The organism is Streptomyces dryopteridis, assembly GCF_049606955.1.
In the GTDB taxonomy this organism is placed as follows: Bacteria; Actinomycetota; Actinomycetes; order Streptomycetales; family Streptomycetaceae; genus Streptomyces.
Window position 1 is genome coordinate 5,849,001 of record NZ_CP187113.1, and the last position, 24,758, is coordinate 5,873,758.

At 71.7% G+C, this 24,758-nt stretch carries 18 protein-coding genes, 1 tRNA gene and 3 rRNA genes; 14 read left to right on the forward strand and 8 right to left on the reverse strand.

What is annotated here, in order from left to right; all coding sequences use genetic code 11:
- Positions 1-63: 63 nt before the first annotated feature.
- The 5 genes from ACN20G_RS25360 (at position 64) to ACN20G_RS25380 (ending at position 6,719) form a co-directional block, all read left to right on the forward strand.
- A complete protein-coding gene (locus tag ACN20G_RS25360; RefSeq protein ID WP_424215126.1) occupies positions 64-870 on the forward strand; it encodes a glutamate racemase in 807 nt (268 codons plus the stop codon).
- A gap of 646 nt (positions 871-1,516) precedes the next feature.
- Positions 1,517-3,040 (forward strand): 16S ribosomal RNA (locus tag ACN20G_RS25365).
- 285 nt (positions 3,041-3,325) lie between these two features.
- A 23S ribosomal RNA gene (locus ACN20G_RS25370) occupies positions 3,326-6,445 on the forward strand.
- 76 nt (positions 6,446-6,521) lie between these two features.
- A 5S ribosomal RNA gene (gene rrf, locus ACN20G_RS25375) occupies positions 6,522-6,638 on the forward strand.
- Together the 16S, 23S and 5S rRNA genes with 1 tRNA gene alongside form the textbook arrangement of a ribosomal RNA operon.
- A gap of 5 nt (positions 6,639-6,643) precedes the next feature.
- A tRNA-Thr gene (locus ACN20G_RS25380) sits at positions 6,644-6,719 on the forward strand.
- 42 nt (positions 6,720-6,761) lie between these two features.
- Here the strand turns inward: ACN20G_RS25380 and ACN20G_RS25385 are convergent.
- Complete coding sequence (locus ACN20G_RS25385) at positions 6,762-7,340, reverse strand: TetR/AcrR family transcriptional regulator (protein WP_424215127.1); 579 nt, start codon at positions 7,338-7,340, stop codon at positions 6,762-6,764.
- An 86-nt stretch (positions 7,341-7,426) separates the two neighbouring features.
- Here ACN20G_RS25385 and ACN20G_RS25390 point away from each other — a divergent pair, with 86 nt between their 5' ends.
- The 4 genes from ACN20G_RS25390 (at position 7,427) to ACN20G_RS25405 (ending at position 11,242) form a co-directional block, all read left to right on the forward strand.
- Positions 7,427-8,512, forward strand: coding sequence for an FAD-dependent oxidoreductase (locus ACN20G_RS25390; RefSeq protein ID WP_424215128.1), 1,086 nt, complete (start codon positions 7,427-7,429; stop codon positions 8,510-8,512).
- Positions 8,513-8,582: 70 nt separating this feature from the next.
- Entirely contained in the window at positions 8,583-9,110 is a 528-nt protein-coding gene (locus tag ACN20G_RS25395) for a hypothetical protein (RefSeq protein ID WP_424215129.1), read from the forward strand.
- Positions 9,111-9,141: 31 nt separating this feature from the next.
- Complete coding sequence (gene lnt / locus ACN20G_RS25400) at positions 9,142-10,746, forward strand: apolipoprotein N-acyltransferase (protein WP_424215130.1); 1,605 nt, start codon at positions 9,142-9,144, stop codon at positions 10,744-10,746.
- Positions 10,747-10,756: 10 nt separating this feature from the next.
- On the forward strand, positions 10,757-11,242 hold the full coding sequence (locus ACN20G_RS25405) for an NUDIX hydrolase (protein WP_424215131.1): 486 nt from the start codon (positions 10,757-10,759) through the stop codon (positions 11,240-11,242).
- Between the two features lies 1 nt (position 11,243).
- Here the strand turns inward: ACN20G_RS25405 and ACN20G_RS25410 are convergent, their stop codons facing one another.
- Both ACN20G_RS25410 and ACN20G_RS25415 read right to left on the reverse strand, forming a co-directional pair.
- Positions 11,244-12,026, reverse strand: coding sequence for a trypsin-like serine peptidase (locus tag ACN20G_RS25410; protein WP_424215132.1), 783 nt, complete (start codon positions 12,024-12,026; stop codon positions 11,244-11,246).
- 73 nt (positions 12,027-12,099) lie between these two features.
- Complete coding sequence (locus ACN20G_RS25415) at positions 12,100-13,638, reverse strand: glycosyltransferase family 39 protein (RefSeq protein ID WP_424215133.1); 1,539 nt, start codon at positions 13,636-13,638, stop codon at positions 12,100-12,102.
- A gap of 355 nt (positions 13,639-13,993) precedes the next feature.
- On the opposite strand from ACN20G_RS25415, the gene ACN20G_RS25420 reads away from it, so the two are divergent.
- Positions 13,994-14,326, forward strand: a complete 333-nt coding sequence (locus ACN20G_RS25420) for a DUF6191 domain-containing protein (RefSeq protein WP_424215134.1) — start codon at positions 13,994-13,996, stop codon at positions 14,324-14,326.
- The gene (locus ACN20G_RS25425) at positions 14,323-14,856 is read left to right on the forward strand and encodes an N-acetyltransferase family protein (RefSeq protein WP_424215135.1); all 534 of its coding nucleotides are present in this window, start codon (positions 14,323-14,325) and stop codon (positions 14,854-14,856) included. Before ACN20G_RS25420 ends, ACN20G_RS25425 begins: the two co-directional genes overlap by 4 nt.
- A gap of 5 nt (positions 14,857-14,861) precedes the next feature.
- On the opposite strand, the gene ACN20G_RS25430 is transcribed toward ACN20G_RS25425, so the two are convergent.
- The 5 genes from ACN20G_RS25430 to ACN20G_RS25450 form a co-directional block, all read right to left on the reverse strand.
- Positions 14,862-15,623: a hypothetical protein gene (locus tag ACN20G_RS25430; protein ID WP_424215136.1), complete on the reverse strand. Its 762-nt coding sequence runs from the start codon at positions 15,621-15,623 to the stop codon at positions 14,862-14,864.
- Positions 15,620-17,293 (reverse strand): serine/threonine-protein kinase, encoded by a 1,674-nt coding sequence (locus ACN20G_RS25435; RefSeq protein WP_424215137.1) that lies wholly within the window; start codon positions 17,291-17,293, stop codon positions 15,620-15,622. Before ACN20G_RS25435 ends, ACN20G_RS25430 begins: the two co-directional genes overlap by 4 nt.
- Before the next feature lie 123 nt (positions 17,294-17,416).
- Positions 17,417-18,661: a Tm-1-like ATP-binding domain-containing protein gene (locus tag ACN20G_RS25440; RefSeq protein WP_424215138.1), complete on the reverse strand. Its 1,245-nt coding sequence runs from the start codon at positions 18,659-18,661 to the stop codon at positions 17,417-17,419.
- 58 nt (positions 18,662-18,719) lie between these two features.
- Positions 18,720-19,250, reverse strand: a complete 531-nt coding sequence (locus ACN20G_RS25445; RefSeq protein WP_424215139.1) for an NUDIX domain-containing protein — start codon at positions 19,248-19,250, stop codon at positions 18,720-18,722.
- Positions 19,251-19,293: 43 nt separating this feature from the next.
- Positions 19,294-20,367 (reverse strand): cation diffusion facilitator family transporter, encoded by a 1,074-nt coding sequence (locus ACN20G_RS25450; protein WP_424215140.1) that lies wholly within the window; start codon positions 20,365-20,367, stop codon positions 19,294-19,296.
- 154 nt (positions 20,368-20,521) lie between these two features.
- Here ACN20G_RS25450 and ACN20G_RS25455 point away from each other — a divergent pair, with 154 nt between their 5' ends.
- From ACN20G_RS25455 to ACN20G_RS25465, 3 genes are all read left to right on the forward strand, one after another.
- On the forward strand, positions 20,522-22,900 hold the full coding sequence (locus ACN20G_RS25455) for an FHA domain-containing protein (RefSeq protein ID WP_424215141.1): 2,379 nt from the start codon (positions 20,522-20,524) through the stop codon (positions 22,898-22,900).
- Between the two features lie 5 nt (positions 22,901-22,905).
- Positions 22,906-23,655 (forward strand): hypothetical protein, encoded by a 750-nt coding sequence (locus tag ACN20G_RS25460; protein ID WP_424215142.1) that lies wholly within the window; start codon positions 22,906-22,908, stop codon positions 23,653-23,655.
- Between the two features lie 86 nt (positions 23,656-23,741).
- Positions 23,742-24,752, forward strand: coding sequence for a serine/threonine-protein kinase (locus tag ACN20G_RS25465; protein ID WP_424215677.1), 1,011 nt, complete (start codon positions 23,742-23,744; stop codon positions 24,750-24,752).
- The last annotated feature ends 6 nt before the right edge of the window (positions 24,753-24,758 follow it).

The window sequence follows — 24,758 nt, forward strand, 5'->3', positions numbered from 1 at the left end:
GACTCGACCCCGGCGGGTCGCGGCGGCCCGGGCCCGGACGGGCACGTCGATTAAGGTGACCAGGTGAAGATCGCGCTCATGGACTCGGGAATCGGCCTCCTGGCGGCAGCCGCCGCCACACGCCGGCTGCGCCCGGACGTCGACCTCGTCCTCTCCTCCGACCCGGACGGCATGCCCTGGGGACCCCGTACGCCGGAGGACCTCACGGAGCGGGCCCTGCGGGTGGCGCGGGCGGCGGCCGAGACGGCCCCGGACGCTCTGATCGTCGCCTGCAACACGGCCTCGGTGCACGCCCTGCCGGCCCTGCGCGCCGCCCTGGAGCCGCGCATCCCCGTGATCGGGACCGTCCCGGCGATCAAGCCGGCCTCGGCCCGCGGCGGCAAGGTCGCGATCTGGGCCACCCCCGGCACCACGGGCAGCCCCTACCAGCGCGGACTGATCGAGGAATTCGCGGCGGTCGGCCAAGAGGTCACCGAGGTGCCCTGCCCCGGCCTGGCCGACGCCGTACAGAACGCGGACGCGGAGGCCGTCGCCCGGACGGTCGCGGCGGCCGCCGAGCTGACCCCCGTCGACATCACCGACCTGGTGCTCGGCTGCACCCACTACGAACTGGTGGAAGAAGCGATCCGGGCCGCCCTGCGCGCCCGCACCGGCGGCCCCCTCCCCGAGTTCCACGGTTCGGCGCTCCCGGTCGCGACCCAGGCACTGCGCAGGATCGGCGCCGACCCGGCCCCGGAAGCCCGCGGCACGGGCGGCCTGACCGTCCTGCTGAGCGGCCGCGTCGGCACCCTGCCGGCGGCGGCCCTCAGCTACGCGGAAGGGCGCCTGCTGACGGGCGCCGAGACCCCTACGCGCGCCCTCACGGTCTGAGTCGCCGGGCCGCACGTGCCGGGCGTCGAACACACCGGCGGTCGGATTTGCGGTCCGGCCCCGGGCTCCAGTACCTTGGCTCACCCACCCCCCGTACGGACACGGCGCAGAGATGCGTCCGACGGTTCGTCATGGGTCGGTTGTGGGAATTCCGGATCGGCCAGGGAAACCTGATAGTGTCCGGACGCCTCGAAAGAGGAAACAAGCCCTTCCGATGGGCATTGGAATTCGATTCCGAACCGGAAACGGTGCGGAAAGGATCTGATAGAGTCGGAGCCGCCGGAAAGGAAATCGCGAAAGCGAGGAACTGGAAAGCGCCGAGGAAATCGGGCCGGAAACGGTGTGATAGAGTCGGAAACGCAAGAACGAAAAACAAGAGCAAGAACGAAGGAAGCGCCCGGAGGGCCCGGAAACGGGAACGAAGGAAGCGTCCGCACCTTGAGAACTCAACAGCGTGCCAAAAATCAACGCCAGATATGTTGATACCCCGTCTCTTCGGAGACGAGGTTCCTTTGAAAAGTCCTCGGACGATCCTCTTCGGATCGTGTGAGGCAACCACACAGCGAGGACGCTGTGAACAGACGGCCACATTCCGGCCTATGTCTGTTCCGCTCAACGCGAGTGGGCACCGGATTACCGGTAAACATTCACGGAGAGTTTGATCCTGGCTCAGGACGAACGCTGGCGGCGTGCTTAACACATGCAAGTCGAACGATGAAGCCCTTCGGGGTGGATTAGTGGCGAACGGGTGAGTAACACGTGGGCAATCTGCCCTTCACTCTGGGACAAGCCCTGGAAACGGGGTCTAATACCGGATACGACTCGGGAAGGCATCTTCTCGGGTGGAAAGCTCCGGCGGTGAAGGATGAGCCCGCGGCCTATCAGCTTGTTGGTGGGGTGATGGCCTACCAAGGCGACGACGGGTAGCCGGCCTGAGAGGGCGACCGGCCACACTGGGACTGAGACACGGCCCAGACTCCTACGGGAGGCAGCAGTGGGGAATATTGCACAATGGGCGAAAGCCTGATGCAGCGACGCCGCGTGAGGGATGACGGCCTTCGGGTTGTAAACCTCTTTCAGCAGGGAAGAAGCGAAAGTGACGGTACCTGCAGAAGAAGCGCCGGCTAACTACGTGCCAGCAGCCGCGGTAATACGTAGGGCGCAAGCGTTGTCCGGAATTATTGGGCGTAAAGAGCTCGTAGGCGGCTTGTTACGTCGGATGTGAAAGCCCGGGGCTTAACCCCGGGTCTGCATTCGATACGGGCAGGCTAGAGTTCGGTAGGGGAGATCGGAATTCCTGGTGTAGCGGTGAAATGCGCAGATATCAGGAGGAACACCGGTGGCGAAGGCGGATCTCTGGGCCGATACTGACGCTGAGGAGCGAAAGCGTGGGGAGCGAACAGGATTAGATACCCTGGTAGTCCACGCCGTAAACGTTGGGAACTAGGTGTGGGCGACATTCCACGTCGTCCGTGCCGCAGCTAACGCATTAAGTTCCCCGCCTGGGGAGTACGGCCGCAAGGCTAAAACTCAAAGGAATTGACGGGGGCCCGCACAAGCGGCGGAGCATGTGGCTTAATTCGACGCAACGCGAAGAACCTTACCAAGGCTTGACATATACCGGAAACGGCCAGAGATGGTCGCCCCCTTGTGGTCGGTATACAGGTGGTGCATGGCTGTCGTCAGCTCGTGTCGTGAGATGTTGGGTTAAGTCCCGCAACGAGCGCAACCCTTGTCCTGTGTTGCCAGCATGCCCTTCGGGGTGATGGGGACTCACAGGAGACCGCCGGGGTCAACTCGGAGGAAGGTGGGGACGACGTCAAGTCATCATGCCCCTTATGTCTTGGGCTGCACACGTGCTACAATGGCCGGTACAATGAGCTGCGATACCGTGAGGTGGAGCGAATCTCAAAAAGCCGGTCTCAGTTCGGATTGGGGTCTGCAACTCGACCCCATGAAGTCGGAGTCGCTAGTAATCGCAGATCAGCATTGCTGCGGTGAATACGTTCCCGGGCCTTGTACACACCGCCCGTCACGTCACGAAAGTCGGTAACACCCGAAGCCGGTGGCCCAACCCTTGTGGAGGGAGCTGTCGAAGGTGGGACTGGCGATTGGGACGAAGTCGTAACAAGGTAGCCGTACCGGAAGGTGCGGCTGGATCACCTCCTTTCTAAGGAGCACAGTACCGATTGCAGGCGAATGTTCTGCACGGTCAGCTCATGGGTGGAACGTTGATTAGTTGGCACGGTCCGGATGGATCCCTCACCAGTACTGCTTCGGCGTGGAACGTGATGAGGTCCGTGAAGGGTCGTGCTTGGCACGTTGTTGGGTCCTGAGGGTACGGCCGGTTGGTCGAACCTTCGGATTCCGGCCCCAGTGAACTCGAACCGTTTGGTTTGGGGTGGTGGGTGGCTGGTCGTTGTTTGAGAACTACACAGTGGACGCGAGCATCTGTGGCCAAGTTTTTAAGGGCGCACGGTGGATGCCTTGGCACCAGGAACCGATGAAGGACGTGGGAGGCCGCGATAGGCCCCGGGGAGCTGTCAACCGAGCTTTGATCCGGGGGTGTCCGAATGGGGAAACCCGGCAGTCGTCATGGGCTGTCACCCGCTGCTGAACACATAGGCAGTGTGGAGGGAACGAGGGGAAGTGAAACATCTCAGTACCCTCAGGAAGAGAAAACAACCGTGATTCCGGGAGTAGTGGCGAGCGAAACCGGATGAGGCCAAACCTGTGATGTGTGAGACCCGGCAGGGGTTGCGTCATGGGGGTTGTGGGAATGAGCTTTCACGATCTGCCGGTCGTGAGGCGAGTCAGAAACCGTATGGATAGGCGAAGGACATGCGAAAGGTCCGGCGTAGAGGGTAAGACCCCCGTAGCTGAAATCTGTACGGCTTGCTTGCTCATCTCCCAAGTAGCACGGGCCCCGAGAAATCCCGTGTGAATCTGGCGGGACCACCCGCTAAGCCTAAATATTCCCTGGTGACCGATAGCGGATAGTACCGTGAGGGAATGGTGAAAAGTACCGCGGGAGCGGAGTGAAATAGTACCTGAAACCGTGTGCCTACAAGCCGTGGGAGCGTCGGAACGAGGCTTGCCTTGTTCTCGTGACTGCGTGCCTTTTGAAGAATGAGCCTGCGAGTTAGCGGTGTGTAGCGAGGTTAACCCGTGTGGGGAAGCCGTAGCGAAAGCGAGTCCGAACAGGGCGTTTGAGTTGCACGCTCTAGACCCGAAGCGGAGTGATCTAGCCATGGGCAGGTTGAAGCGGAGGTAAGACTTCGTGGAGGACCGAACCCACCAGGGTTGAAAACCTGGGGGATGACCTGTGGTTAGGGGTGAAAGGCCAATCAAACTCCGTGATAGCTGGTTCTCCCCGAAATGCATTTAGGTGCAGCGTCGTGTGTTTCTTGCCGGAGGTAGAGCACTGGATAGGCGATGGGCCCTACCGGGTTACTGACCTTAGCCAAACTCCGAATGCCGGTAAGTGAGAGCACGGCAGTGAGACTGTGGGGGATAAGCTCCATGGTCGAGAGGGAAACAGCCCAGAGCATCGACTAAGGCCCCTAAGCGTACGCTAAGTGGGAAAGGATGTGGAGTCGCAGAGACAACCAGGAGGTTGGCTTAGAAGCAGCCACCCTTGAAAGAGTGCGTAATAGCTCACTGGTCAAGTGATTCCGCGCCGACAATGTAGCGGGGCTCAAGCGTACCGCCGAAGTCGTGTCATTGCAGCAATAGGGCCAACGCCTGCTGTGATGGGTAGGGGAGCGTCGTGTGCCGGGTGAAGCAGCACCGGAAGGTAGTTGTGGACGGTTCACGAGTGAGAATGCAGGCATGAGTAGCGATACAAGAGTGAGAAACTCTTGCGCCGATTGACTAAGGGTTCCTGGGTCAAGCTGATCTGCCCAGGGTAAGTCGGGACCTAAGGCGAGGCCGACAGGCGTAGTCGATGGACAACCGGTTGATATTCCGGTACCCGCTTTGAAACGCCCAATATCGAATCCTCTGATGCTAAGACCGTGAAGCCGTCCTGGAGCCTTCGGGCAAAGGGGAGTGGTGGAGCCGTTGATCCAAGGTGGTAGTAGGTAAGCGATGGGGTGACGCAGGAAGGTAGTCCAGCCCGGGCGGTGGTAGTCCCGGGGTAAGGGTGTAGGACGCACGGTAGGCAAATCCGTCGTGCACATAGTCTGAGACCTGATGCCGAGCCGATTGTGGTGAAGTGGATGATCCTATGCTGTCGAGAAAAGCCTCTAGCGAGTTTCATGGCGGCCCGTACCCTAAACCGACTCAGGTGGTCAGGTAGAGAATACCGAGGCGTTCGGGTGAACTATGGTTAAGGAACTCGGCAAAATGCCCCCGTAACTTCGGGAGAAGGGGGCCACGTCTGGTGATGAGTCTTGCACTCTGAGCTGGGGGTGGCCGCAGAGACCAGCGAGAAGCGACTGTTTACTAAAAACACAGGTCCGTGCGAAGCCGTAAGGCGATGTATACGGACTGACGCCTGCCCGGTGCTGGAACGTTAAGGGGACCGGTTAGTGACCTTTCGGGGTTGCGAAGCTGAGAACTTAAGCGCCAGTAAACGGCGGTGGTAACTATAACCATCCTAAGGTAGCGAAATTCCTTGTCGGGTAAGTTCCGACCTGCACGAATGGCGTAACGACTTCTCGACTGTCTCAACCATAGGCCCGGTGAAATTGCACTACGAGTAAAGATGCTCGTTTCGCGCAGCAGGACGGAAAGACCCCGGGACCTTTACTACAGTTTGATATTGGTGTTCGGTTCGGCTTGTGTAGGATAGGTGGGAGACTGTGAAGCGGCCACGCCAGTGGTTGTGGAGTCGTCGTTGAAATACCACTCTGGTCGTGCTGGATGTCTAACCTCGGTCCGTGATCCGGATCAGGGACAGTGTCTGATGGGTAGTTTAACTGGGGCGGTTGCCTCCCAAAGAGTAACGGAGGCGCCCAAAGGTTCCCTCAGCCTGGTTGGCAATCAGGTGTTGAGTGTAAGTGCACAAGGGAGCTTGACTGTGAGACCGACGGGTCGAGCAGGGACGAAAGTCGGGACTAGTGATCCGGCGGTGGCTTGTGGAAGCGCCGTCGCTCAACGGATAAAAGGTACCCCGGGGATAACAGGCTGATCTTCCCCAAGAGTCCATATCGACGGGATGGTTTGGCACCTCGATGTCGGCTCGTCGCATCCTGGGGCTGGAGTCGGTCCCAAGGGTTGGGCTGTTCGCCCATTAAAGCGGTACGCGAGCTGGGTTTAGAACGTCGTGAGACAGTTCGGTCCCTATCCGCTGTGCGCGTAGGAATATTGAGAAGGGCTGTCCCTAGTACGAGAGGACCGGGACGGACGAACCTCTGGTGTGCCAGTTGTCCTGCCAAGGGCATGGCTGGTTGGCTACGTTCGGGAGGGATAACCGCTGAAAGCATCTAAGCGGGAAGCCTGCTTCGAGATGAGTATTCCCACCTCCTTGAGAGGGTAAGGCTCCCAGTAGACGACTGGGTTGATAGGCCAGATGTGGAAGCCCGGTAACGGGTGAAGCTGACTGGTACTAATAGGCCGAGGGCTTGTCCTCAGTTGCTCGCGTCCACTGTGTTAGTTCTGAAATAACGAACTCCCGTTTGCCGGTTGAGTTCAGAATTTCATAGTGTTTCGGTGGTCATAGCGTTAGGGAAACGCCCGGTTACATTCCGAACCCGGAAGCTAAGCCTTTCAGCGCCGATGGTACTGCAGGGGGGACCCTGTGGGAGAGTAGGACGCCGCCGAACAACCCGCCCTTTTAGCTCAGTCGGTAGAGCGTCTCCATGGTAAGGAGAAGGTCAACGGTTCGATTCCGTTAAAGGGCTCCATGTGAGAAGGCCCCCACCATTCGGTGGGGGCCTTTTTCGCGTTCAGGGGCAGATCGTGTCCAGCAGGTCGCGGGCGAAGGCGTCCGGGTCGGTGAGGCCCGCGGCCCGGAGGGTTTCCGGGGCCCCCGTCAGCAGGTGCCACAGGGCTCCGTGCAGGGCCAGGGTCAGGGCCCGGACCCGGCCGGGATCCGCGGGCAGGCCCGCCGCGCGCAGCAGGTGTTCGTGCGTCGGCACATCCGCCGCGGAGACGGGGTCCAGCAGCTCCGCGAGCCACGGGCGTCGCCCGGCCTCGGCCCGCAACTCGGCGAAGGCTGCCATCCGTTGCCGCCCGGGCCCCGCGACGTCCCGCAGCAGGCCGCCCAGCAGCGCGGCCAGACCGGCCCGGTCCGCCGGGGGAGGGCCCGCGGCCGCGAGTTCCGCGGCCGTCGCCCGATACCGCTCCACGCAACGCTCCGCCGACGCCCGCAACAGCGCGTCCCGCGTCGGGAAGTAGTTCTTCGTCGTGCCCAGCGGCACCGAGGCGACCGCGTCCACCGCGCGGTGCGTCAACCCGCGCCCGCCGACCGTCGCCAACACCTCGATCGCCGCGTCCCGCAGCCGATCCCGTCGATCCATGTTCACGCGTGACATCCTAACCACGGATGTGGTACCACGGGTGTGGCACCCCACCTGTGGTGGTGGGGGAGTGGTTCGACGAGGGGGTCGTCGTGGGAGTCGAGCAGGGTGCGCACGGAGTGCGTGCGGGGGAGGCCGTGATCGTCGGGGCCGGGGTCGGTGGGTTGGCCGTCGCCATCGGGCTGCGGGCGGCCGGATGGCGGGTGCGGGTCATCGAAGGGCGTGACCGGCCGGAGCGGTACGGGACCGCTTTCGGCCTGCACCCCACGGCGCAGACCGCGCTCGACCGCTTGGGGCTCGGGCCCGCCGTCCGGTCAGGCGGGGTGCCCTACCTCCGGGCCGGGATCCGCCGGCCCGACGGACGGGTCCTCGCCGCGCTGCCCCTGGAGCGGATCGCCCGCAAGGCCGGGCGGCCCGAGCTGTTGATCTCGCGACCCCGGCTGATCGACCTCCTCGTGGAGGCACTGAAGGACGCGGGGACCGAGATCGAGTACGGGACACGGCTGACCGAGGCCGAGGTGGCCGACCTGGCCGCGCGAGCCGATCTGCTCGTCGGGGCCGACGGCATCAACAGCCGGGTGCGCGCCGCTCACATCGGCGCCGCGTCCGGGCCCCGGGAGATCGGGACCCTCGCGTGGATCGGCATCGCCGACATCGAGGTGGACGCGTACGGGGAGACCTGGGGCGACGGGCGCTTCTTCGGCGTCACCCCCGTCGAGCCGGGACGCACCAACTGGTACGCGACCGTTCCCGAGGGGACCGGGGCCGAAGAGCTCGACGGGCTGTTCGGGGACTGGCACGACCCGGTGCCCCGGCTGTTGGCCGCCACCCCCGCCGCCGCGCGGATCCGCTACACGATGCGGCACCTGTACCCGCCGCTGCCGGCCTTCACCCGGCAGGACCCGGGCCGGGCCGTCGCCCTCGTCGGGGACGCCGCCCACGCCATGACCCCCAACCTCGGCCAGGGCGCCTGCACCGCGCTCCTCGACGCCGAGGCCCTGACCCGTTCCGTCGCCGAGCACGGCGCGGACGCCCTGCCCGCCGCGCTCGCCGCGTACGACCGCGAGCGGCGCGGGCCCGCCCGGCGGGTGGCCTGGGGATCGCGGAACCTGCACCGGTTCGTCACCCGCGTGCCCGTGCCCGTCCGTGACGGCCTGGTGCGGCTGCTGCCCTCCTGAGGGAACGGGCACCACCCCGATCGGAGCGGACACGGTGGCGACGGGGCCCGGCGCGAGTAGGCTGCTGAGCATGACGGATCACCCCCCGGGTCCGCTGTGGTCGGGCCGGGCCTCCAATCGGATCCAGTGGCTCCTCGCCCTGGTCGGCGCCGCCTGCGTGGCGCTCGGGATCGAGCTGGCCGTGGCCGGGTCCTGGGCCTCCGGGATCGCGCCGCTGCTGATGTCCGTGGTCGGCTGCCTCGCCGCCGGGCTGCTCATCCTCTACGGCACCCTCGCCTTCGTGCACGTGGCCGTCACCGTCGACTCCCGCAGCCTCGAAGTGCGCTGCGGCCACATCGGGCTGCCGCGCCGTCGGATCGACCTTTCCGAGGTGGCCGCCGCCGAGTTCGTGCCCCGCATCACCCCGCACCAGTGGGGCGGGTGGGGTTACCGCTGGCGGCCCGAGCGGGGCACGGCCGTGGTCGTGCGGCGCGGCGAGGGCGTGGCCCTCACCCTGGGCGACGGGCGGCGGTTCACCGTGACCGTCGACGACGCCGAGAACGCGGTCCTCGTGATCCGCGCCCACCTGCGGGCTCTGGCCGGACCCCGGGCCGTCTGAGGGCACAGGGCCGGCGCGTACACTCCGGCGAATGAGCACCGCCACGACCCCGCCGGTCGAGAACGACCCCGACGGCCCCGGTCCCCGCCTCCACAGCCCCACCCCGTCGCCCCGGTGGGCCGCGTTCGCCCGCGCGGCGGCGGCCGTCGCCGGCGGGCTCGTGCTGTTCGCGAGCTTCCCGCCCCGACCGCTGTGGTGGCTGGCGCCCGTCGGGATCGCCCTGCTGGCCGGTGCCTGGCACGGCCGGCGGGCGCGCGCCGGTTTCGGGCTCGGACTGATCGGCGGGCTCGCGTTCACGCTGCCGCTGCTGGTGTGGACGGGCGAGGACGTGGGCCCCGTGCCCTGGATCGCGCTCGCCCTCGCCGAGGCCCTGTTCATCGCGCTCACCGGGCTCGGTGCGGCCCTGGTGTCCCGGCTCCCGGCCTGGCCCCTGTGGGGCGCGTTGGTCTGGACGGCCGGGGAGGCACTGCGGGCACGGGTCCCGTTCGGCGGGTTCCCGTGGGGGAAGCTCGCGTTCGGACAGGCGGACGGGATCCTGCTGCCCGTGGCCGCGCTCGGCGGCACCCCGCTGCTGAGCTTCGTCGTCGCCCTGTGCGGCTTCTCCCTGTTCGAGCTGGTGCGCCTGGTGCGCAGGCGGCCCCGGCCCGCGGGGGCCGTGCTCGCCGCGGTCGGGGTGTTGGCCCCGGTGGGGCTGGGGCTCGGCTCGCGGGTCCTGGTGTCCGACGAGGCCGAGGACGGCAAGGTCGTGGCCGCCGTCATCCAGGGCAACGTGCCGCGCGCCGGCCTCGACTTCAACTCCCAGCGCCGGGCCGTCCTCGACAACCACGTCCGCCGCACCGAACAGCTCGCCGCCGACGTGAAGGCCGGGCGGGTCGCCAAGCCCGATTTCGTGGTGTGGCCGGAGAACTCCTCCGATCTCGACCCGTACTCCGAACCCGACGCGTACGCGGTGATCGACCGGGCCGTGAAGGCCATCGGGGTGCCCGTCGCGATCGGCGCCGTGGTCTCCCCGCCCACCGGCCCGCTGCGCAACACCATGATCCTGTGGGACCCGGTCAAGGGCCCCACCGTCACCTACGACAAGCGCAAGATCCAGCCCTTCGGCGAGCGGATCCCGATGCGGGCGGTCGCCCGCCTGTTCAGCGAGGACGTGGACCGGGTGCGGCGCGACTTCGGGCCCGGCAAGGAGCCCGGTGTGTTCGACATGGCGGGCAGCCACGTCGGCATGGTCACCTGCTTCGAGGCCGCGTTCGACGACGCGGTGCTGTCCACCGTCCGCGCCGGTGCCCAGGTCATCGCCGTGCCCAGCAACAACGCCACCTTCGGGCGCACCGAGATGACCTACCAGCAGCTCGCCATGGACCGGGTGCGGGCCGTGGAGCACAGCCGCACCGTGCTCGTGCCCGTCACCAGCGGGGTCAGCGCCGTGATCCGGCCCGACGGGAGCGTGGTGTCGCAGACGAAGATGTTCACGCCCGACGCTCTGGTGGAGGAGATCCCGCTGCGCTCCACCCGGACCCCCGCCACGATCATGGGCCCGTGGCCCGAGTACGCGCTGGTCGCGGGCGCCGTCGCCGGCCTGGTGTGGGTGGGGCTGCGCCGGTACCGGCCCCGGGGCGGGGCGGGCGGTCGATAGGGTCGAGGGCATGCCCACTCCCGATTACATCCGTGACCTGAGGTCCGCCGGCGTCGGACACTCCCTGCTCCTGCTGCCCGGGGTGACCGCCCTCGTCTTCGACGACACGGGCCGGCTGCTGCTCGGTCGGCGCGTCGACACCGGCGGCTGGGCGCTGATCGGCGGGATCGCCGAGCCCGGGGAACAGCCGGCGCAGACGGCGGTGCGGGAGGTGTGGGAGGAGACCGCGGTGCGGTGCGTGCCCGAGCGGGTCGTGCTGGTGGAGATGCTGGCGCCCATCACCTACCCCAACGGGGACGTGTGCCAGTTCTCCGACGTGACCTTCGCCTGTCGGGCCGTCGGCGGGGAGGCCCGCGTCAACGACAGCGAGTCCCTGGAGGTCGGCTGGTTCGCGCTCGACGCGCTGCCGGCCGGGCTGACCACGTTCGCCCTGGAGCGGATCGCGCGCTGGCGCCGGGACGAGCCCACCTGGTTCGCCGTCCCGGAACAGCACTAGGTCAGCACGGGGCGCTGGTGGTCGTGTCGACGCGGGCGTAGAGGGCGCGGGCCGTGGGGCCCAGGACCGCGCTGTAGGAGATCTCCGGCACCGTGCCGCCGCCCTCGTACCCGCCGAGGACGCCCACCAGGGAGCCGTCCGAGGCGATCCAGGGGCTGCCGCTGGTGCCGCCCGTCAGGTCGGGGCAGGCGATGCGACGCTGGGTGTCCGAGATCGAGTCCGTGGCGTTCGTGCAGGTCAGCGGGGTGTCCTGGGAGCGGGGGTAGCCGATGACGGTGACGGTGGGATCGGTGGGGTCGGTGTCGGCGAGGGGGAAGCCGCCCACCACGTCCTCGACCTCGCGGCCGTCCACCGGGGCCACCGTCGCGAAGGCCACGTCGGCGTCCGGGTCCTGACCCGCCGACCAGGCGGGGTCCGTGACCACCGCCGTCAGCGGCCACACCCCGTACGGGGTCGCGCCGTCGCGGAAGCCGGGGGCGAAGAGCATCCCGGAGGGGTCGCCGTCGAGACAGTGCGCCGCCGTCACGATCACGTCCCGGCCGGCGCTGCGGACCACCGAGGCGGTGCAGTGGTGACCGGCGTCCAGGTCCCCCGCGAACAGGGCGCCCACCCTGGCCGTCGACGGAGTGGCCGCCGCCTCCCGCGTGACCCCCGCCGGCAGGCCCGTCGCGGCCGCGGCGGGCCCGGTCAGCGACACCAGGCCGGCCACGGCCAGGAGGGCGGCGGCGGAGCGGACCGCGCGGCGGGCACGAGGGCTTCGATGGCTGAGGGCTCGGTCGATCATGCAACCGAGCCTGTCCGGGAAAGCTGTGCGCACACCCCCCGGTTTGCCGGCAATCAGCTGTGAATCCGTCGGGTCAGTGCCCCGGGAGCCGCTCCCACACGCTGACCCGGCGGCCCCGGGCCGACTCGTCCGAGACGAGACGGAAGTGCTCGCGCAGCGTCGTCAGCTTCACCCGGTCGCGTTCGGCGCCCGCCGGTCGCGCCGCCGCCTTCCCCGCGTCGGAGACGAGCACGACCCGCTGCCGGGCCAGGAGGGCCCGGCGGATCTCGGCCGGCGCCGACTCCTCGCCCTTGAGGGTGCCCGAGGCGATCGGCGAACGGGCCAGGGCCACGTCGGCCAGGCCGCGGAACGCGGCGGGCGAGACCAGGGCGGTGTCCCGGCGGGCGGCCGGCACGAACAGCACGGCGTCCCCCGGCCGCTTCACCCGCGCGACCCGCTCGGCCGCCGAGAACACGTCGTCCACCCGGCTCGCCGGGGAGCGGTTCGCGAGCTGCGTCGGCAGCATCGCCGCGAACACGAGCAGTACGACCACCGGCACCAGGAGACGGGCCGTGAGCGGGTGGCGGCGGGCGACGGTCCGGGCCGCCGCCGCGAGCAGCGCCCCCAGCGACAGGGCCAGGCCGACCATCGTGAAGAGCACGTAGCGGTCCAGGAACACCGGCTGCACGAGGGAGACCAGGGCGAGCAGCGCGAACGGCACCGTCAACAGGGGCAGCGCGAACGCCGCCAGGCTCGGCCCGCCGGCCGGCCGGGCCCCGGGACCGGCCGGGCCCGCACGCCGCGCCCGCCCGTCCGCCCACGCGCCGAAGGCCCCGAGCGCGCACAGCGCCGCCGGGCCGAGCAGCGCCTGCCAGGTCAGGGCCGGTATCCACGAGACCTGGCCGGACTGGGTGCGGGAGAACCAGACGAGCGGGGCCGCGCCCGCGCCCGCCGCGGCCGCCGCCGCGCACCAGCGCGTCCACACCGCGCGCGGGGCCCGGGCCAGGGCCAGGGTCAGCGCGTGGGCGGGCAGCACCAGCAGCGAGAGCCAGTTCAACAGGGCCGCGACCAGTACCAGGGCCGCGTACCCGGGCCACAGCGACCAGTGGGCGCACCGGCGTCGGGACGGGCTGGGGGAGGAGCGCGGGGGGCGGCGCAGGGCGGTCACGAGCAGCAGCCCGGCGGCCGTGACGCACGCCGTGACCAGCGCGTACGCGCGGCCCTCCTGGAGCTGGAACTGGACCGCCGGCAGCAGTCCGAGCAGCAGGCCCGCGGCCAGGCCGGTCGCCCGGCCGGAGAGCCGTTGGCCCAGGACGGTCACGAGGCCCGCCGTCACGCAGAACGCGAGCACGGAGGGCAGGCGCAGGGCGGTGGTGCTCGGGCCGAAGACCTCGAAGACGGCGTGCACGAGCAGGTAGTGCAGCCCGTGGACGGCGTCGACCTGCCCGAGCAGGTGGGTTATCTCCCCGGTGGGACGCAGCGCGACCTGCCAGGTGGCGGCCTCGTCCCGCCACAGGCTGTGCCCGCGGTCCAGCCCCCACAGCCCGAGGGCGAGGGTCCACAGGACCGTGACCGGCCACAGGGGCGGCCGGTACGGGAGGCGTCGCGCGCGGGCGGGGGGAGCGGGAGTCATGGGGGGCGCGGAACCTCGCTGAGCCGTTCGAGTGGAGCACACCAGTCTAAGGAGGGCGGACGGGGGCCCGAGGACGCGTGTGGCCCGCGGTCACTCCCCAAAGCGACCGCGGGCCTTCCGCCCGGGGTACGGGCGGAACGGTCACGCTCCGTTGGGGTGTTTCGCCGGCTGGAACGTGACACGCGATGACGCCGGAGGTCCCTGATTCCTCTCGGCGACATCTCCGAGTAAACCGGTGCGCACCCACCCGTCGCTTCGGCCGCCCGGCCCCATCCGACTCGGCTCTCGGACGGATCGTGACGGGATGCCGGCTCCGCCGTTCGGGGGAGGGGGAACGCGGCGTATGGTCGGGGGCATGGGTTTCGCCATCTTCCTGACGCTGCCGGGGCTGGCCCTGGTGCTCACGGCACTCGCGTTCCTCGACTTCGCGCTCGCCCGCGCCGGCCGGGCCGGACTGCTGCCCTGGCGGCGCGCCGGCAGCGGCGGACAGGTCGCGGCCACCGGGTTCGAGCAACTGCACGCCGGATTCTCCCCGGGCAAACAGCACGAGCTGCGCGAACGCCAGAGCTCGCTGGTCATGCGGGACGACGAGGAGGACGGGGCGCCGCCGCTGGGCCCCGTGGACCTCGACAGCGGGCGGGCCGTCATCCGGCTGACCCGGCCCGCGACGCCCGGGGGCGGGGCGTGAGCGGAACGCCGGCCTGGGTACGGCTCGAACTGGACGTGGCCGCGTTCGACCCGGCGCCGTTCGTGGGCGCGCTCGCGGCGTGCGCCGAGGCCGGAGTCCTCGTCACCACCCTCGCCGAACTCGGGGACACCCCGGAGCACCGGCGGGACCTGTACGAGCTGAACCGGGAGTGCTCCGCCGACATCCCCGGCCGGGGCCCCTTCCACACCTGGGAGGAGTACCGGCGGCTGCGGCTGGAGGTGCCCTGCTTCGACGCGGCCGGGGTCGTCCTCGCCGTCGACGGGGACCGGTGGTGCGGGATGTCCGCGAGCTCGGACCACCGGGCCGCCGGGTTCGCGTTCAACGAGATGACCGGGGTCCGGGCCGGATACCGGGGGCGCGGGCTCAGCCTCGCGATGAAGGTGCGCGGGGTGGCGTACGCCCGCGCGCTGGGCGTGGGGGTCGTGCGGACCGTGCACCATCCCGGGAACGCCGTCGCCATCGCCATGAACCGGCGCCTGGGCTATCGGGACGCCGGCCCCTGGGACTGAGCCCGTCAGCGGGCGCAGCGGTAGGCGAATGCGGCGGAGGCGGGCGGGTGGGCCGGGTCGAGGAGGCGGAGTTCGGCGCGGGCCGCGTAGGAGCCCTCGCCCCGGAAGGTCCAGAGCATCCGCAGCGTGGCCCGGTCCTGGCCGCGCGCGAGGCGTTCGGTCAGCACCTCGGAGGCGGTGCCGTCGTTGCGGACCCACTGGTAGCGGACGGTGCCGGGCCGGCCGTCGGTGGCGAGCACGGCGGTGATCTCCGCCGTGCCCCCGCAGCCCGGATCGCCCGCCGGGACGCCGACCGTCACCGATCGCACGGCGGGCCCGGGGCCGAAGCGGTCCCAGCCGAGCCACAGCAGCACGGCGAGCAGGACCGCCCCGGCCAGGGCGTACCGGCGCAGGCCCCGCAGTCGGCCGCCGCGACGGGGCGGCGGCGGGGTGACGGGGAAGGGGACGGGCGCGGAGGCCGTCACCCCGGGGCCGAAGCGCAACAGCGAGCCCTCGACCCGGTCCGGGGGCACGTCCGTGAAGGACGCCGTGTCGGACGGGGGCGCCGGGAGGGTGGCCGTGGGAGTGGGGGCGGCGAGGACCGGGAGGGTGAGGGTCTCGGCGGTGTCGGGCGGGTCGGGGGCGGGGCCGGCGATCGGGCCGCCGCTGAACCAGTGGCTGCCGAGGACGGTCGCGCTGTAGTCGGAGTCCGCCGGTGCCCGGCCCTCGGGCCCGGGCTCGTGGGTGCGGCGCGGGTCGACGGGGTCGGTGTCGCGGGGCCGGGTCATGCCTCGCCTCCCGTGCAGTCGGCGGTGAGGGTCCGCACGACGGGGCCGTCGGCGGAGGGCGGGTTCGTGGTCACGCGGACGGCCCAGCGGCAGGTGGGGCTGTAGGTGAAGGTGTGGCCGAGGGTGATCGGCGCGAGGCTGCGGGCGCCGGCTTGGGCGGTGAACCCATCCGTTCCGTCCGGGGTGGTGCCCGTGCGACCGGCGAGCCATTCGACTGTGCCGGTGACCGGGCCGGCGCCGTCGGCGGTGATCGTGATGGTGACCTCCCCCGTCGTGCCCGAGACCTGCCGGAGGGACACGGCCACGTCGCGCACCACGACCGGAGCGCGGGACGGACTCGGTGAGCCGCTCGGGGACGGGCGGGTGGTGGGGCGGGCGGAGCGGCTGGGGGAGGGGCTCGGCGGGGTGCCGGGGCGGGTGCCGGCGGAGGCCGAGGGGGTGGGCGGGCGCGAGGTGGGGGAGGCGGTGGGGCTCGGGGTGTGACTCGGTGTCGGTGTCGGTGTCTGCGTGGGTGTCGGGCTCGGGGGTGACGACGAGGGCGGTGTGGCCAGGGTGGCGGTCGGGCTCGGTGGGGCGGTGGGGGAGAGGACGGTCGCGGCCAGGTCGTCGAGGGTGCCGGGGCGGTCCCCGGTCTGCCCGGCGGCGGCCTGCGTGGCCAGCACCAGCAGGGCCCCCGCGACGGCGGCGGCCGCCGCGGCCACCCAGCCCGAACGGCCCGGCGCCCACCCGGAACCGGGATCCGCGGCGGGCGGCAGTTCGGTCGAGGCCAAGGCCGTGGTGCCGGCCGGGGGTTCGCCGGCGGACGGGAACAGCAGGGGCGCGAGCGCGGCGAGCGCGGCCAGCTTGCGCTGCCCGCGCTCCTCCCAGTGCGGCCCGTAGGCCCCGACCGCGACCGTCTCCAGTTCGGCCACGAAGGACTCGGCGTCCGGGGGCCGGTCCCCGGGGTGCTTGGCCAGGCCGCGCAGGACGAGCGGCCGGACCGCCTCGGGCACCTCCTCGGCGGGGATCGGGGCCTCCACGTGCCGGACGGCGAGCTCGGCGAAGTTCTCGCCGGCGTACGGCTTGTGGCCGGTGAGGAACTCGAAGAACGTCGCGGTCGCCGCGTACACGTCACCGGCCGGGGTGGCGGGCGCGCCCTGCCACTGCTCGGGGGCCATGTACGCGGGGGTGCCGGCCACGCCCGGGGTGTCGCCCCGGCGGGCCGCGATGCCGAAGTCGACGAGCCGGGAGGAGCCGTCGGCCGTGACGAGCACGTTCTCCGGTTTGTAGTCGCGGTGCACGACGCCCGCGTGGTGGGCGGCGGCCAGCCCGAGCAGGGAGCCCTTGAGGAGGGCCAGGGCCGCCTCGGGTTCGCCGGGGCCGTCGCCGCGGGCGCGCAACAGGGCGCGCAGGGCGGGTCCGTCGACGAGTTCCATGACGATCGCCGCGCCGTGCGGCCCCTCCACGTACTCGAACAGCCGCACCACCCACGGTGAGCGCAGCGCCCCCAACAGGCGCGCCTCGGCCCGGAACTCGCGCACGAACGCCGGGTCCGTGCGCAGGTCCTCGGCCAGGTACTTGACCGCGACCGGCACCCCGGTCGCGGTGTGCACGGCCAACACCACGCGGCCGCTGCCGCCCGAGCCCAACGTCCTGGTCTCCGTGTAGCCGGGGACCGTCCACGTGTTCATCCGCCGCCCCCTCGTGGTCCTCGACCCGCCCGTCCCGGCCGTCCGGGTCCGCACGGCCACCAGCGGGGACGACGGCGGGGACCGCGCGGTTCCCCGCCCCGGAGGGCCGCCGTCCGGGACGGGTCAGGCGACGGCCCGGGCGCCCGCGATCAGGTGGTGCAGCCGGTCGGCGGTGGCCCGGCCGAACACCGGGTCGTTGACGTGGGTGTCGTGCACCTGCACCGGCACCGCGCTGCCCCGCAGCCCCTCCCGCAGCGCCCGGAACAGCGCCCGGTCGCAGTGCGGTTCGTGGTACGGGCCGCCCGGGGCGCCGAGCGCGGACAGGCCGCGCGCGGGCACGCACACGGCGGTGGGGCCGGGGGCCGCCCGCAGCCGGTCGGCGATCAGCCGGCCGAGCCGCGCCGACTCCGCCTCCGAGACCCGCACGACGGTGCGGGTGGGGCCGTCGGGGCGGATGCGGCGGTGCCGGACCCGGTCGGGGAGGGTGGCGGCGGGCCCGAAGGTGGCGGTGTCGAGGCCGCCGAGACCGATCACACGGGGCACCGGCAGCGAGCCGGCCGCCGTCAACCGGCCCGGCCCGGCACCGGCGACGGCGCCGCACGCCTCGTCGGCGAGTTCGCCCAGGCTGAGGTCGAGGACCCCGGCGAAGCGGCCCTGCGCGGCGAGGGCCTCCAGGGTGCGGACGGCGTCGGCGCCCCGGAACGGCAGCACCTCGTAGCCGAGTTCGCGCAGCCGGTCCCGGGCCGCGCGCACCCCGACCTCGGTGGCGCCGGCGGTGCTCGCCGCGATCAGCGGGCGGCGCGGCGGTTCGGCGCGGCGGGCGCGGGCCCGGCCGGAGACCAGGCCGAGGAGGGCGTCCACGGCGGCGTCGAGGACCGGGGCCGTGAGCCGGTTGACCCCGGTCAGCGGCACCGGCGCGGGCACCAGCAGGGTCCCCGACTCGGCCGCCAGCCGGGTGGTGTCCGCGGTGGGGGCCCACACCAGCAGCACCTTCGGGAGCTCCGGGGGCAGACCGGTCAGGGCCCGTCGCGCGGCGCCGGACGGGCCGTCGAGGGCGAGGACCCCGTCGAGCCGGCCCTGTGCGCGCAGCCGGGCCAGGATCCGGCCGGTGCCCTCGGCGACGAGGTCCAGCACGGCGTCCCGGTCGGTGATCGGGTGCGGCCGCCCCGGGTCGAGGCCGGCCGCGCGGGCCACCTCGGCGCGGGTGATCCCGGCGCGGCGCGGGGCGTCGCCCGCGGCCCGGGGGTCTCCCGGCAGCCCGGTGTCGACGGTCGTGACGTGCGTTCCGGCCCGGCGCAGCCGCGTCCGCAGCCGGTCGTACTCCCCACCCTCGTGGTCGAGGGCTCCCACCAGCACGACATGGGTCATGCCGCCAATGTCGACGCGAAGCCGGCAAAGGGACAAGACGCGCCGGGTCAAACCCGGGTCAATCCGCGTCCCCGGCGAGGAGTTCGGCGAGCCGCGCCGGGAACGCGGCCTGCGCGCGCACCAGCAGGGTCTCGGCCTCGGCCGGCGTGCACCAGGCCACGCGGTCGAGTTCGGGGAACTCGGCGGTCCGGCCCGAACGGGGCGGCCACTGCATGGTGAAGGTGCCCGGACGGAACAGGGCCACGTCCACCTCGCCCGCCAGCGCCCACACCGTGACCACCTTCCCGCCCGACTGGCGCACCGAGCCCAGCGATCGGGGCGAACCGGCCGGCGGCGCCAGCCCCAGCTCCTCCTCGAACTCGCGACGGGCCGCCGCCAACGGCTCTTCCTCCGGGCCGTGTTCGCCCTTGGGGACCGTCCACGCGCCCGCGTCGCGGGACGCCCACAGGGGGCCGCCCATGTGCCCGAGGAGCACCTCGAACCCGGCCGGTCCGGGGGCGGGACGGTACAGCAGCAGACCGGCGCTGGTCCGGTGCCGGGGGGTCGGGCGCGCGGCCGGTTCCGGTGGGGGCGCGGACGGGTCGGGCACGGGGGCCTGCCTCTCGTCGACGGGCGGACTGGGTGCGTCCGGGTCAGTGGGCGTGCGGGCCCTCGCGGTGCACGGGGCCGTGGGACTCGGCGCAGTGCCCGTCGGCGTCCGGATCCTCGGGACCCGCGCCCACCGTCAGCAACTCCTCGTCCACGTGGTCCACCTGGAGGGTGGTGTGGGTGACGCCGTACTCCTCGCGCAACCGCCGCTCCAGCTCCCGGCGCACGGCGTGACAGTCGCCCGCCGGTCGCACCAGCACGTGCGCGGAGAGGGCCGCCTGACCCGAGGTGATCTCCCAGACGTGCAGGTCGTGGATCTCGGTGACGGCGTCCAGGGCCACCAGCCGGTCCCCGATCACGTCCGGGTCCAGGTGGGCGGGGGCCGCCTCCAGGAAGATCCGGCCGGACTCGCGGACCAGCCCGTACCCGGCCTTCCACATCAGCGCGACCACCACGAGGGTGGCGATGGCGTCCGCCTGCACGAACCCGGTCAGCAGCACGACCGCGCCCGCGACGGCGGTCCCGATGAACGCGAACAGGTCGTTGAGGATGTGCTGGTAGGCGCCTTCCACGTTCAGCGAACTGCGGTTGGCCCGCGAGATGCACAGGGCCGCGCCGATGTTCACGACGATGCCCGCCAGCGCGGTCACCAGCACCAGCCCGCCCTCGACGGCCGGCGGATCGATCAACCGGCGCACCGCCTCGTACGCCAGCCACGCCCCCAACAGGAGCAGGGTCAGGCCGTTGACCTGCGCCGAGAGTATCTCGGCACGCTTGAGGCCGTAGGTGAACCCGCCCTTGGCCGGGCGCGCCGCCAGCCGCATCGCGATCAGGGCCAGCACGATCGAGACCGCGTCGGTCAGCATGTGCGCGGCGTCCGAGATCAGGGCCAGGGACTGCGCGAGCACCCCGATGACCACCTCGATCGCCATGAACGAGCCGATCAGGACCAGGGCGAGGGTGAGCCAGCGGCGGTCGGCGTCGGCCGAGACGCCGTGCGAGTGACCGCCGGGCCCGTGCGCGTGCCCGTGGTCGTGCCCCGCCGGGTCCGCGTGCCCGTCCGGCCCGTGGTCGTGCGCCTCGTGCTCGTGCGGGTGTGCGCTCCCGTGCGCGGCCATGGCCTCGTCCCCCATTCGTTCGGTACCGACGCTGGCAGTGAAGCGCACCCGAACGGATCGCGCAAAGGCTGCAACGGGGACCGTTGTCATTCCCCTTAAGCCCGCTCTGACCTGCGCTTATGCCGAGTCGGTCGGATCGTGGGAAAATCTGCTCATGGCGCAGCGCCCCGGTGTGCCGACCGCACCCGAACTCGTCCTGCGGACCGACGGCGGATCCACGGTGATGTCCCCGCCGCACGCCTACCACGTCGGCCGCGACCCCCTCTGCGAGATCCGCCTCGACGACGCGCGGGTCTCCTGGCACCACGCCGTCCTGCGCCCCGACGGCGACCACTGGACCCTGGAGGACGAGGACAGCACCAACGGCACCTGGGCCGACGGACACCGGGTGCACGCCTGGGACGTGGGACCCGGCAGCGAACTCCGCTTCGGCAACGTCGCCGACGGCCCGCGCGTCCTCCTCGCCGCCCCGGCCCCCGGCCCGGCCGCGGTCTCCCGACCCGACCGCACCGGCACCTTCCGCGCCCCCACCCGCGTCCGGCCCCTGCCCGCCCCCGAGGCCGCGCCCGGCACCCGGATCCGGATCGGCCGGGCCGCCGACAACGACCTCGTCCTCGACGACCTCACCGTCTCCCGCCGACACGCCGAACTGCGCGCGCTGCCCGCCGGGACCGGCCCCGCCCGCTACGAGATCGTCGACCTCGGCAGCCACAACGGCACCTTCCTCGGCGGCCGGCGCGTGGACCGGGCGCCCGTGGTCGACGGCGACGTGATCGGCGTGGGGCACCACGCGCTGTGCCTGGTCGGCGACGAACTGCGCCAGTACACCGACACCGGGGAGGTCTGCCTCGACGCTCAGGACCTCGTCGTCACCGTGGACTCCGGCCGCCGTGTCCTCCTCGACCACGTCACCTTCCCCGTGGCCGCCGGCTGCCTGCTCGCCGTCGTCGGACCCAGCGGCGCCGGCAAGTCCACCCTGCTCGGCGCCCTCACCGGACTGCGCCCCGCCGACTCCGGCACCGTCCTCTACGACGGCCGCGACCTGTACCACGACTACGCCGAACTGCGCGGCCGGATCGGACTCGTCCCCCAGGACGACATCCTGCACTCCCAGCTCACCGTCCGCCGCGCCCTGACCTACGCCGCCGAACTCCGGTTCCCGCAGGACACCGCCCCCGCCGAACGCCTGGCCCGGGTCGACGAGGTGCTGCGCGAACTCGGCCTCACCGAACGCGCCGGACAAGCCGTCCACAGCCTCTCCGGGGGCCAGCGCAAACGCGTCTCGGTGGCCCTGGAACTGCTGACCAAACCCTCCCTCCTCTTCCTCGACGAACCCACCTCCGGCCTCGACCCCGGCATGGACCGCTCCGTCATGCACATGCTGCGCGGCCTCGCCGACGACGGCCGCACCGTGGTCGTGGTCACCCACAGCGTGCTCAGCCTCGACGTGTGCGACCGGCTCCTCGTGCTCGCCCCCGGCGGCCGGATCGCCTACTACGGGCCACCCGACGAGGCCCTGCCCCTGCTCGGCTTCGCCCAGTGGCCGGAGGCGTTCGAGGCGTTCGAGAACGACCGGACCCGCGACTGGGCCGGCGAGTACGAGGCATCCCCGCAACACCGACGCAACGTCGTCGAGCCCGGACCCGGGACCCCCGCCCCCGGCGGCCCGACCGGCCGCGCCCGCCCCGACGGCCGCCCGCCGACCCCGCCGCCGCGCCCCCAGAGCGCCGCCGCCCAACTCTCCACCCTGGTGCGCCGCTACGCCGCCGCCCTCGCAGCCGACCGCACCTTCCTCGTCGTCATGATCGCCCTGCCCTTCGTCATGGGCGCCATGGCCCGCGCCCTGGCCGGCTCCGCGCTCACCGCCGAGACCGCCCTGAACGCGCTGCTCATCCTGTGCGTCGGCGGGGTGCTGACCGGCGCCGCCAACGCGGTCCGCGAACTGGTCAAGGAACGCGCCATCTACGGCCGCGAACGCGCCGTGGGCCTCTCCCGCCCCGCCTACCTCCTCAGCAAGATCGTGGTCCTGGGCGCCATCACGGTCGCGCAGGCCGTCGTGCTCACCCTCGTCGGCCTCGCCGGCGTCAGGATCCCCGCCCCCGACGGCTCCGGGGTGCTGATGCCGCCCCTGATCGAGATCACCCTGGCCGTGGCCCTGTTGGCCTTCACCGCCATGATGCTGGGCCTGGTGGTCTCCGCGCTGGTCCGCAAGGAGGAGGTCACGATGCCGCTGCTGGTGCTGCTGGCCATCGTGCAGGTGGTGTTCTGCGGGGCGCTGCTGCGGCTGGACGGGGTGCCGGTGATCGAACAACTCGCCTGGTTCGTCCCCTCCCGGTGGGCGCTGGGCGCGATGGCGGGCACGATCGGGCTCGGGGCGATCGTGCCCGGCGAGACCGCCGCCGACCCGCTGTTCGCCCACGAGGTGGGGGTGTGGGCCCGCAACATGGGGATCCTGCTCGCCCTCGCCGCGCTCTTCGGCCTGCTCGTCGCCCGGCTGCTGCGCCGGCACGAGCCGACCGTGATGCGGAAGTAGCGCCCGTGCCCGCCGAGGGAGACCGGTTCGAGGACGGGTTCGCGGGCGGTGTCGGCGAGGGGTTCGACGCCGCCTTCGACAGTGGTTTCGACCCGACCCACGTCGTGCCCCGGGAGGGGCTCGCCACCTGGGAGAGCCCCGACGTGGCCCGCCCCAGCAGCCCCCTCGACCCCTTCCTCCCCGTCCGCCTCACGGCCCGGCAGGGGGACTGGGCCGAGATCAGGTGCGCCAACGGCTGGACGGCCTGGGTGGACGGGCGCCTGCTCGTGGCCGTGCCCACGCCCCCGCCCACCGCCGGCCGGCCCGTGGCCCGCGCCGAGGACCCCCGCCCCCCGCTCACCCGCACGGCCGAGGCCCTGGCCCGCTACCGGGAGGCCGCCGAGGCGCTCCTCGGCGGCCGGATCGAGGCGGGCGGCTTCCGACGCGAGACCCGCGCCCTGCGGGCCGGCGTCGTCATCGACGGCGAATCGGTGTGGATCTGGGACCCGGTGGCCGGCCGCTGGCTGTACGGGGACGGCGCCCACCTGACCGGCTGGGCCGTCCCCGACCCGCTCGAAGCCCGCCGCCCCCGACCCGACCCCGGACCGCCCGAGGACGGGGACGAGGGCGGGGACGCGGGCGGGGCCGAGGACGAGAACGCGGGCGAAGGGGAGGTCGGGCGGCACGGTACGGCGGCCGAGCGGCCGCTCGGGTTCGCGGCCGACCCCGGCGAACACCCGGCCACCCGGCTCGACGTGCCCAGGGACCCCGCGTGACCCCCGCCGAGCACCCCGCGGACCGCCCGGGCACCCCGCCCGAGGACCCTCCCCCCGACCCGCGTGTGGGCCCGCGCGCCGGCCCGGTGGCCGGGCCGGCCACGCCCTTCGCCGGCCGCGCCGTCGACCCGCGCGGCCTGCGGATCGCCGGGTACGCGGTGGAGGAGGAGATCGGACGGGGCGGGATGGCGGTGGTCTACCGGGCCCGCGACACCCGACTCGACCGGATCGTCGCCCTCAAGCTCCTCGCCCCCGAACTCGCCCGCAACGACACCTTCCGCCGCCGCTTCGTCCACGAGTCACGGGTCGCCGCAGCCATCGAACACCCCCACATCGTGCCCGTCTTCGAGGCCGGCGAGATCGACGGGCTGCTGTACATCGCCATGCGCTACGTGCCCGGCCGGGACCTGCGCGCCCTCCTCGACCGCACCGGCCCCCTCGCCCCCGTCGACGCCGCCCGGATCGCCGGACAGGTCGCCTCCGCCCTCGACGCCGCCCACGCCCACGACCTCGTCCACCGGGACGTCAAACCGGGCAACATCCTCGTGGCCGAGGGCACCGACGAGGACCACCCCGAACACGTCTACCTCACCGACTTCGGCCTCACGAAGAAATCCCTCTCCCTGACCGGGTTCACCAGCGTCGGCCAGTTCGTCGGCACCCTCGACTACGTCGCCCCCGAGCAGATCTCCGGCAAACCCGTCGACGGCCGCTGCGACGTGTACAGCCTGGGCTGCGTGGTCCACGAGATCCTCACCGGCGGGCCCCCGTTCCGCCGCGACGACGACATGGCCCTGCTCTGGGCCCACCAGTACGACCCGCCGCCCCCCGCCTCCTCCGGCCGCCCCGGGCTGCCGGAGGCCGTGGACGCGGTGCTGGCCCGGGCCCTCGCCAAAGCCCCCGAGGACCGCTGGGACACCTGCCTGGAGTTCACCGGAGCCCTGCGCCGCGCCGCCGGCGCACCCGCGCGGGGCACCGGGGGCGCCGCCGGCCGGGCTCGGGGCCGAGGCCGGGTCGCGGCCTCCGGGGGCTCCGCACCGCCCCCGCCACCGCCCGGCTGGGCCCTGCCCGTCTTCCGCCCCGCACCCCGCGCCTGAGACGGC

What these genes read in the sequence shown, in the direction of transcription:
- ACN20G_RS25395 (WP_424215129.1), top strand. Translation starts at nt 8,583, where the DNA reads ATGACGGATCACCCCCCGGGTCCGCTGTGGTCGGGCCGGGCCTCCAAT.
- lnt (WP_424215130.1), top strand. Translation starts at nt 9,142, where the DNA reads ATGAGCACCGCCACGACCCCGCCGGTCGAGAACGACCCCGACGGCCCC.
- ACN20G_RS25405 (WP_424215131.1), top strand. Translation starts at nt 10,757, where the DNA reads ATGCCCACTCCCGATTACATCCGTGACCTGAGGTCCGCCGGCGTCGGA.
- ACN20G_RS25410 (WP_424215132.1), bottom strand. Translation starts at nt 12,026, where the DNA reads ATGATCGACCGAGCCCTCAGCCATCGAAGCCCTCGTGCCCGCCGCGCG.
- ACN20G_RS25415 (WP_424215133.1), bottom strand. Translation starts at nt 13,638, where the DNA reads ATGACTCCCGCTCCCCCCGCCCGCGCGCGACGCCTCCCGTACCGGCCG.
- ACN20G_RS25420 (WP_424215134.1), top strand. Translation starts at nt 13,994, where the DNA reads ATGGGTTTCGCCATCTTCCTGACGCTGCCGGGGCTGGCCCTGGTGCTC.
- ACN20G_RS25430 (WP_424215136.1), bottom strand. Translation starts at nt 15,623, where the DNA reads ATGACCCGGCCCCGCGACACCGACCCCGTCGACCCGCGCCGCACCCAC.
- ACN20G_RS25435 (WP_424215137.1), bottom strand. Translation starts at nt 17,293, where the DNA reads ATGAACACGTGGACGGTCCCCGGCTACACGGAGACCAGGACGTTGGGC.
- ACN20G_RS25440 (WP_424215138.1), bottom strand. Translation starts at nt 18,661, where the DNA reads ATGACCCATGTCGTGCTGGTGGGAGCCCTCGACCACGAGGGTGGGGAG.
- ACN20G_RS25450 (WP_424215140.1), bottom strand. Translation starts at nt 20,367, where the DNA reads ATGGCCGCGCACGGGAGCGCACACCCGCACGAGCACGAGGCGCACGAC.
- ACN20G_RS25455 (WP_424215141.1), top strand. Translation starts at nt 20,522, where the DNA reads ATGGCGCAGCGCCCCGGTGTGCCGACCGCACCCGAACTCGTCCTGCGG.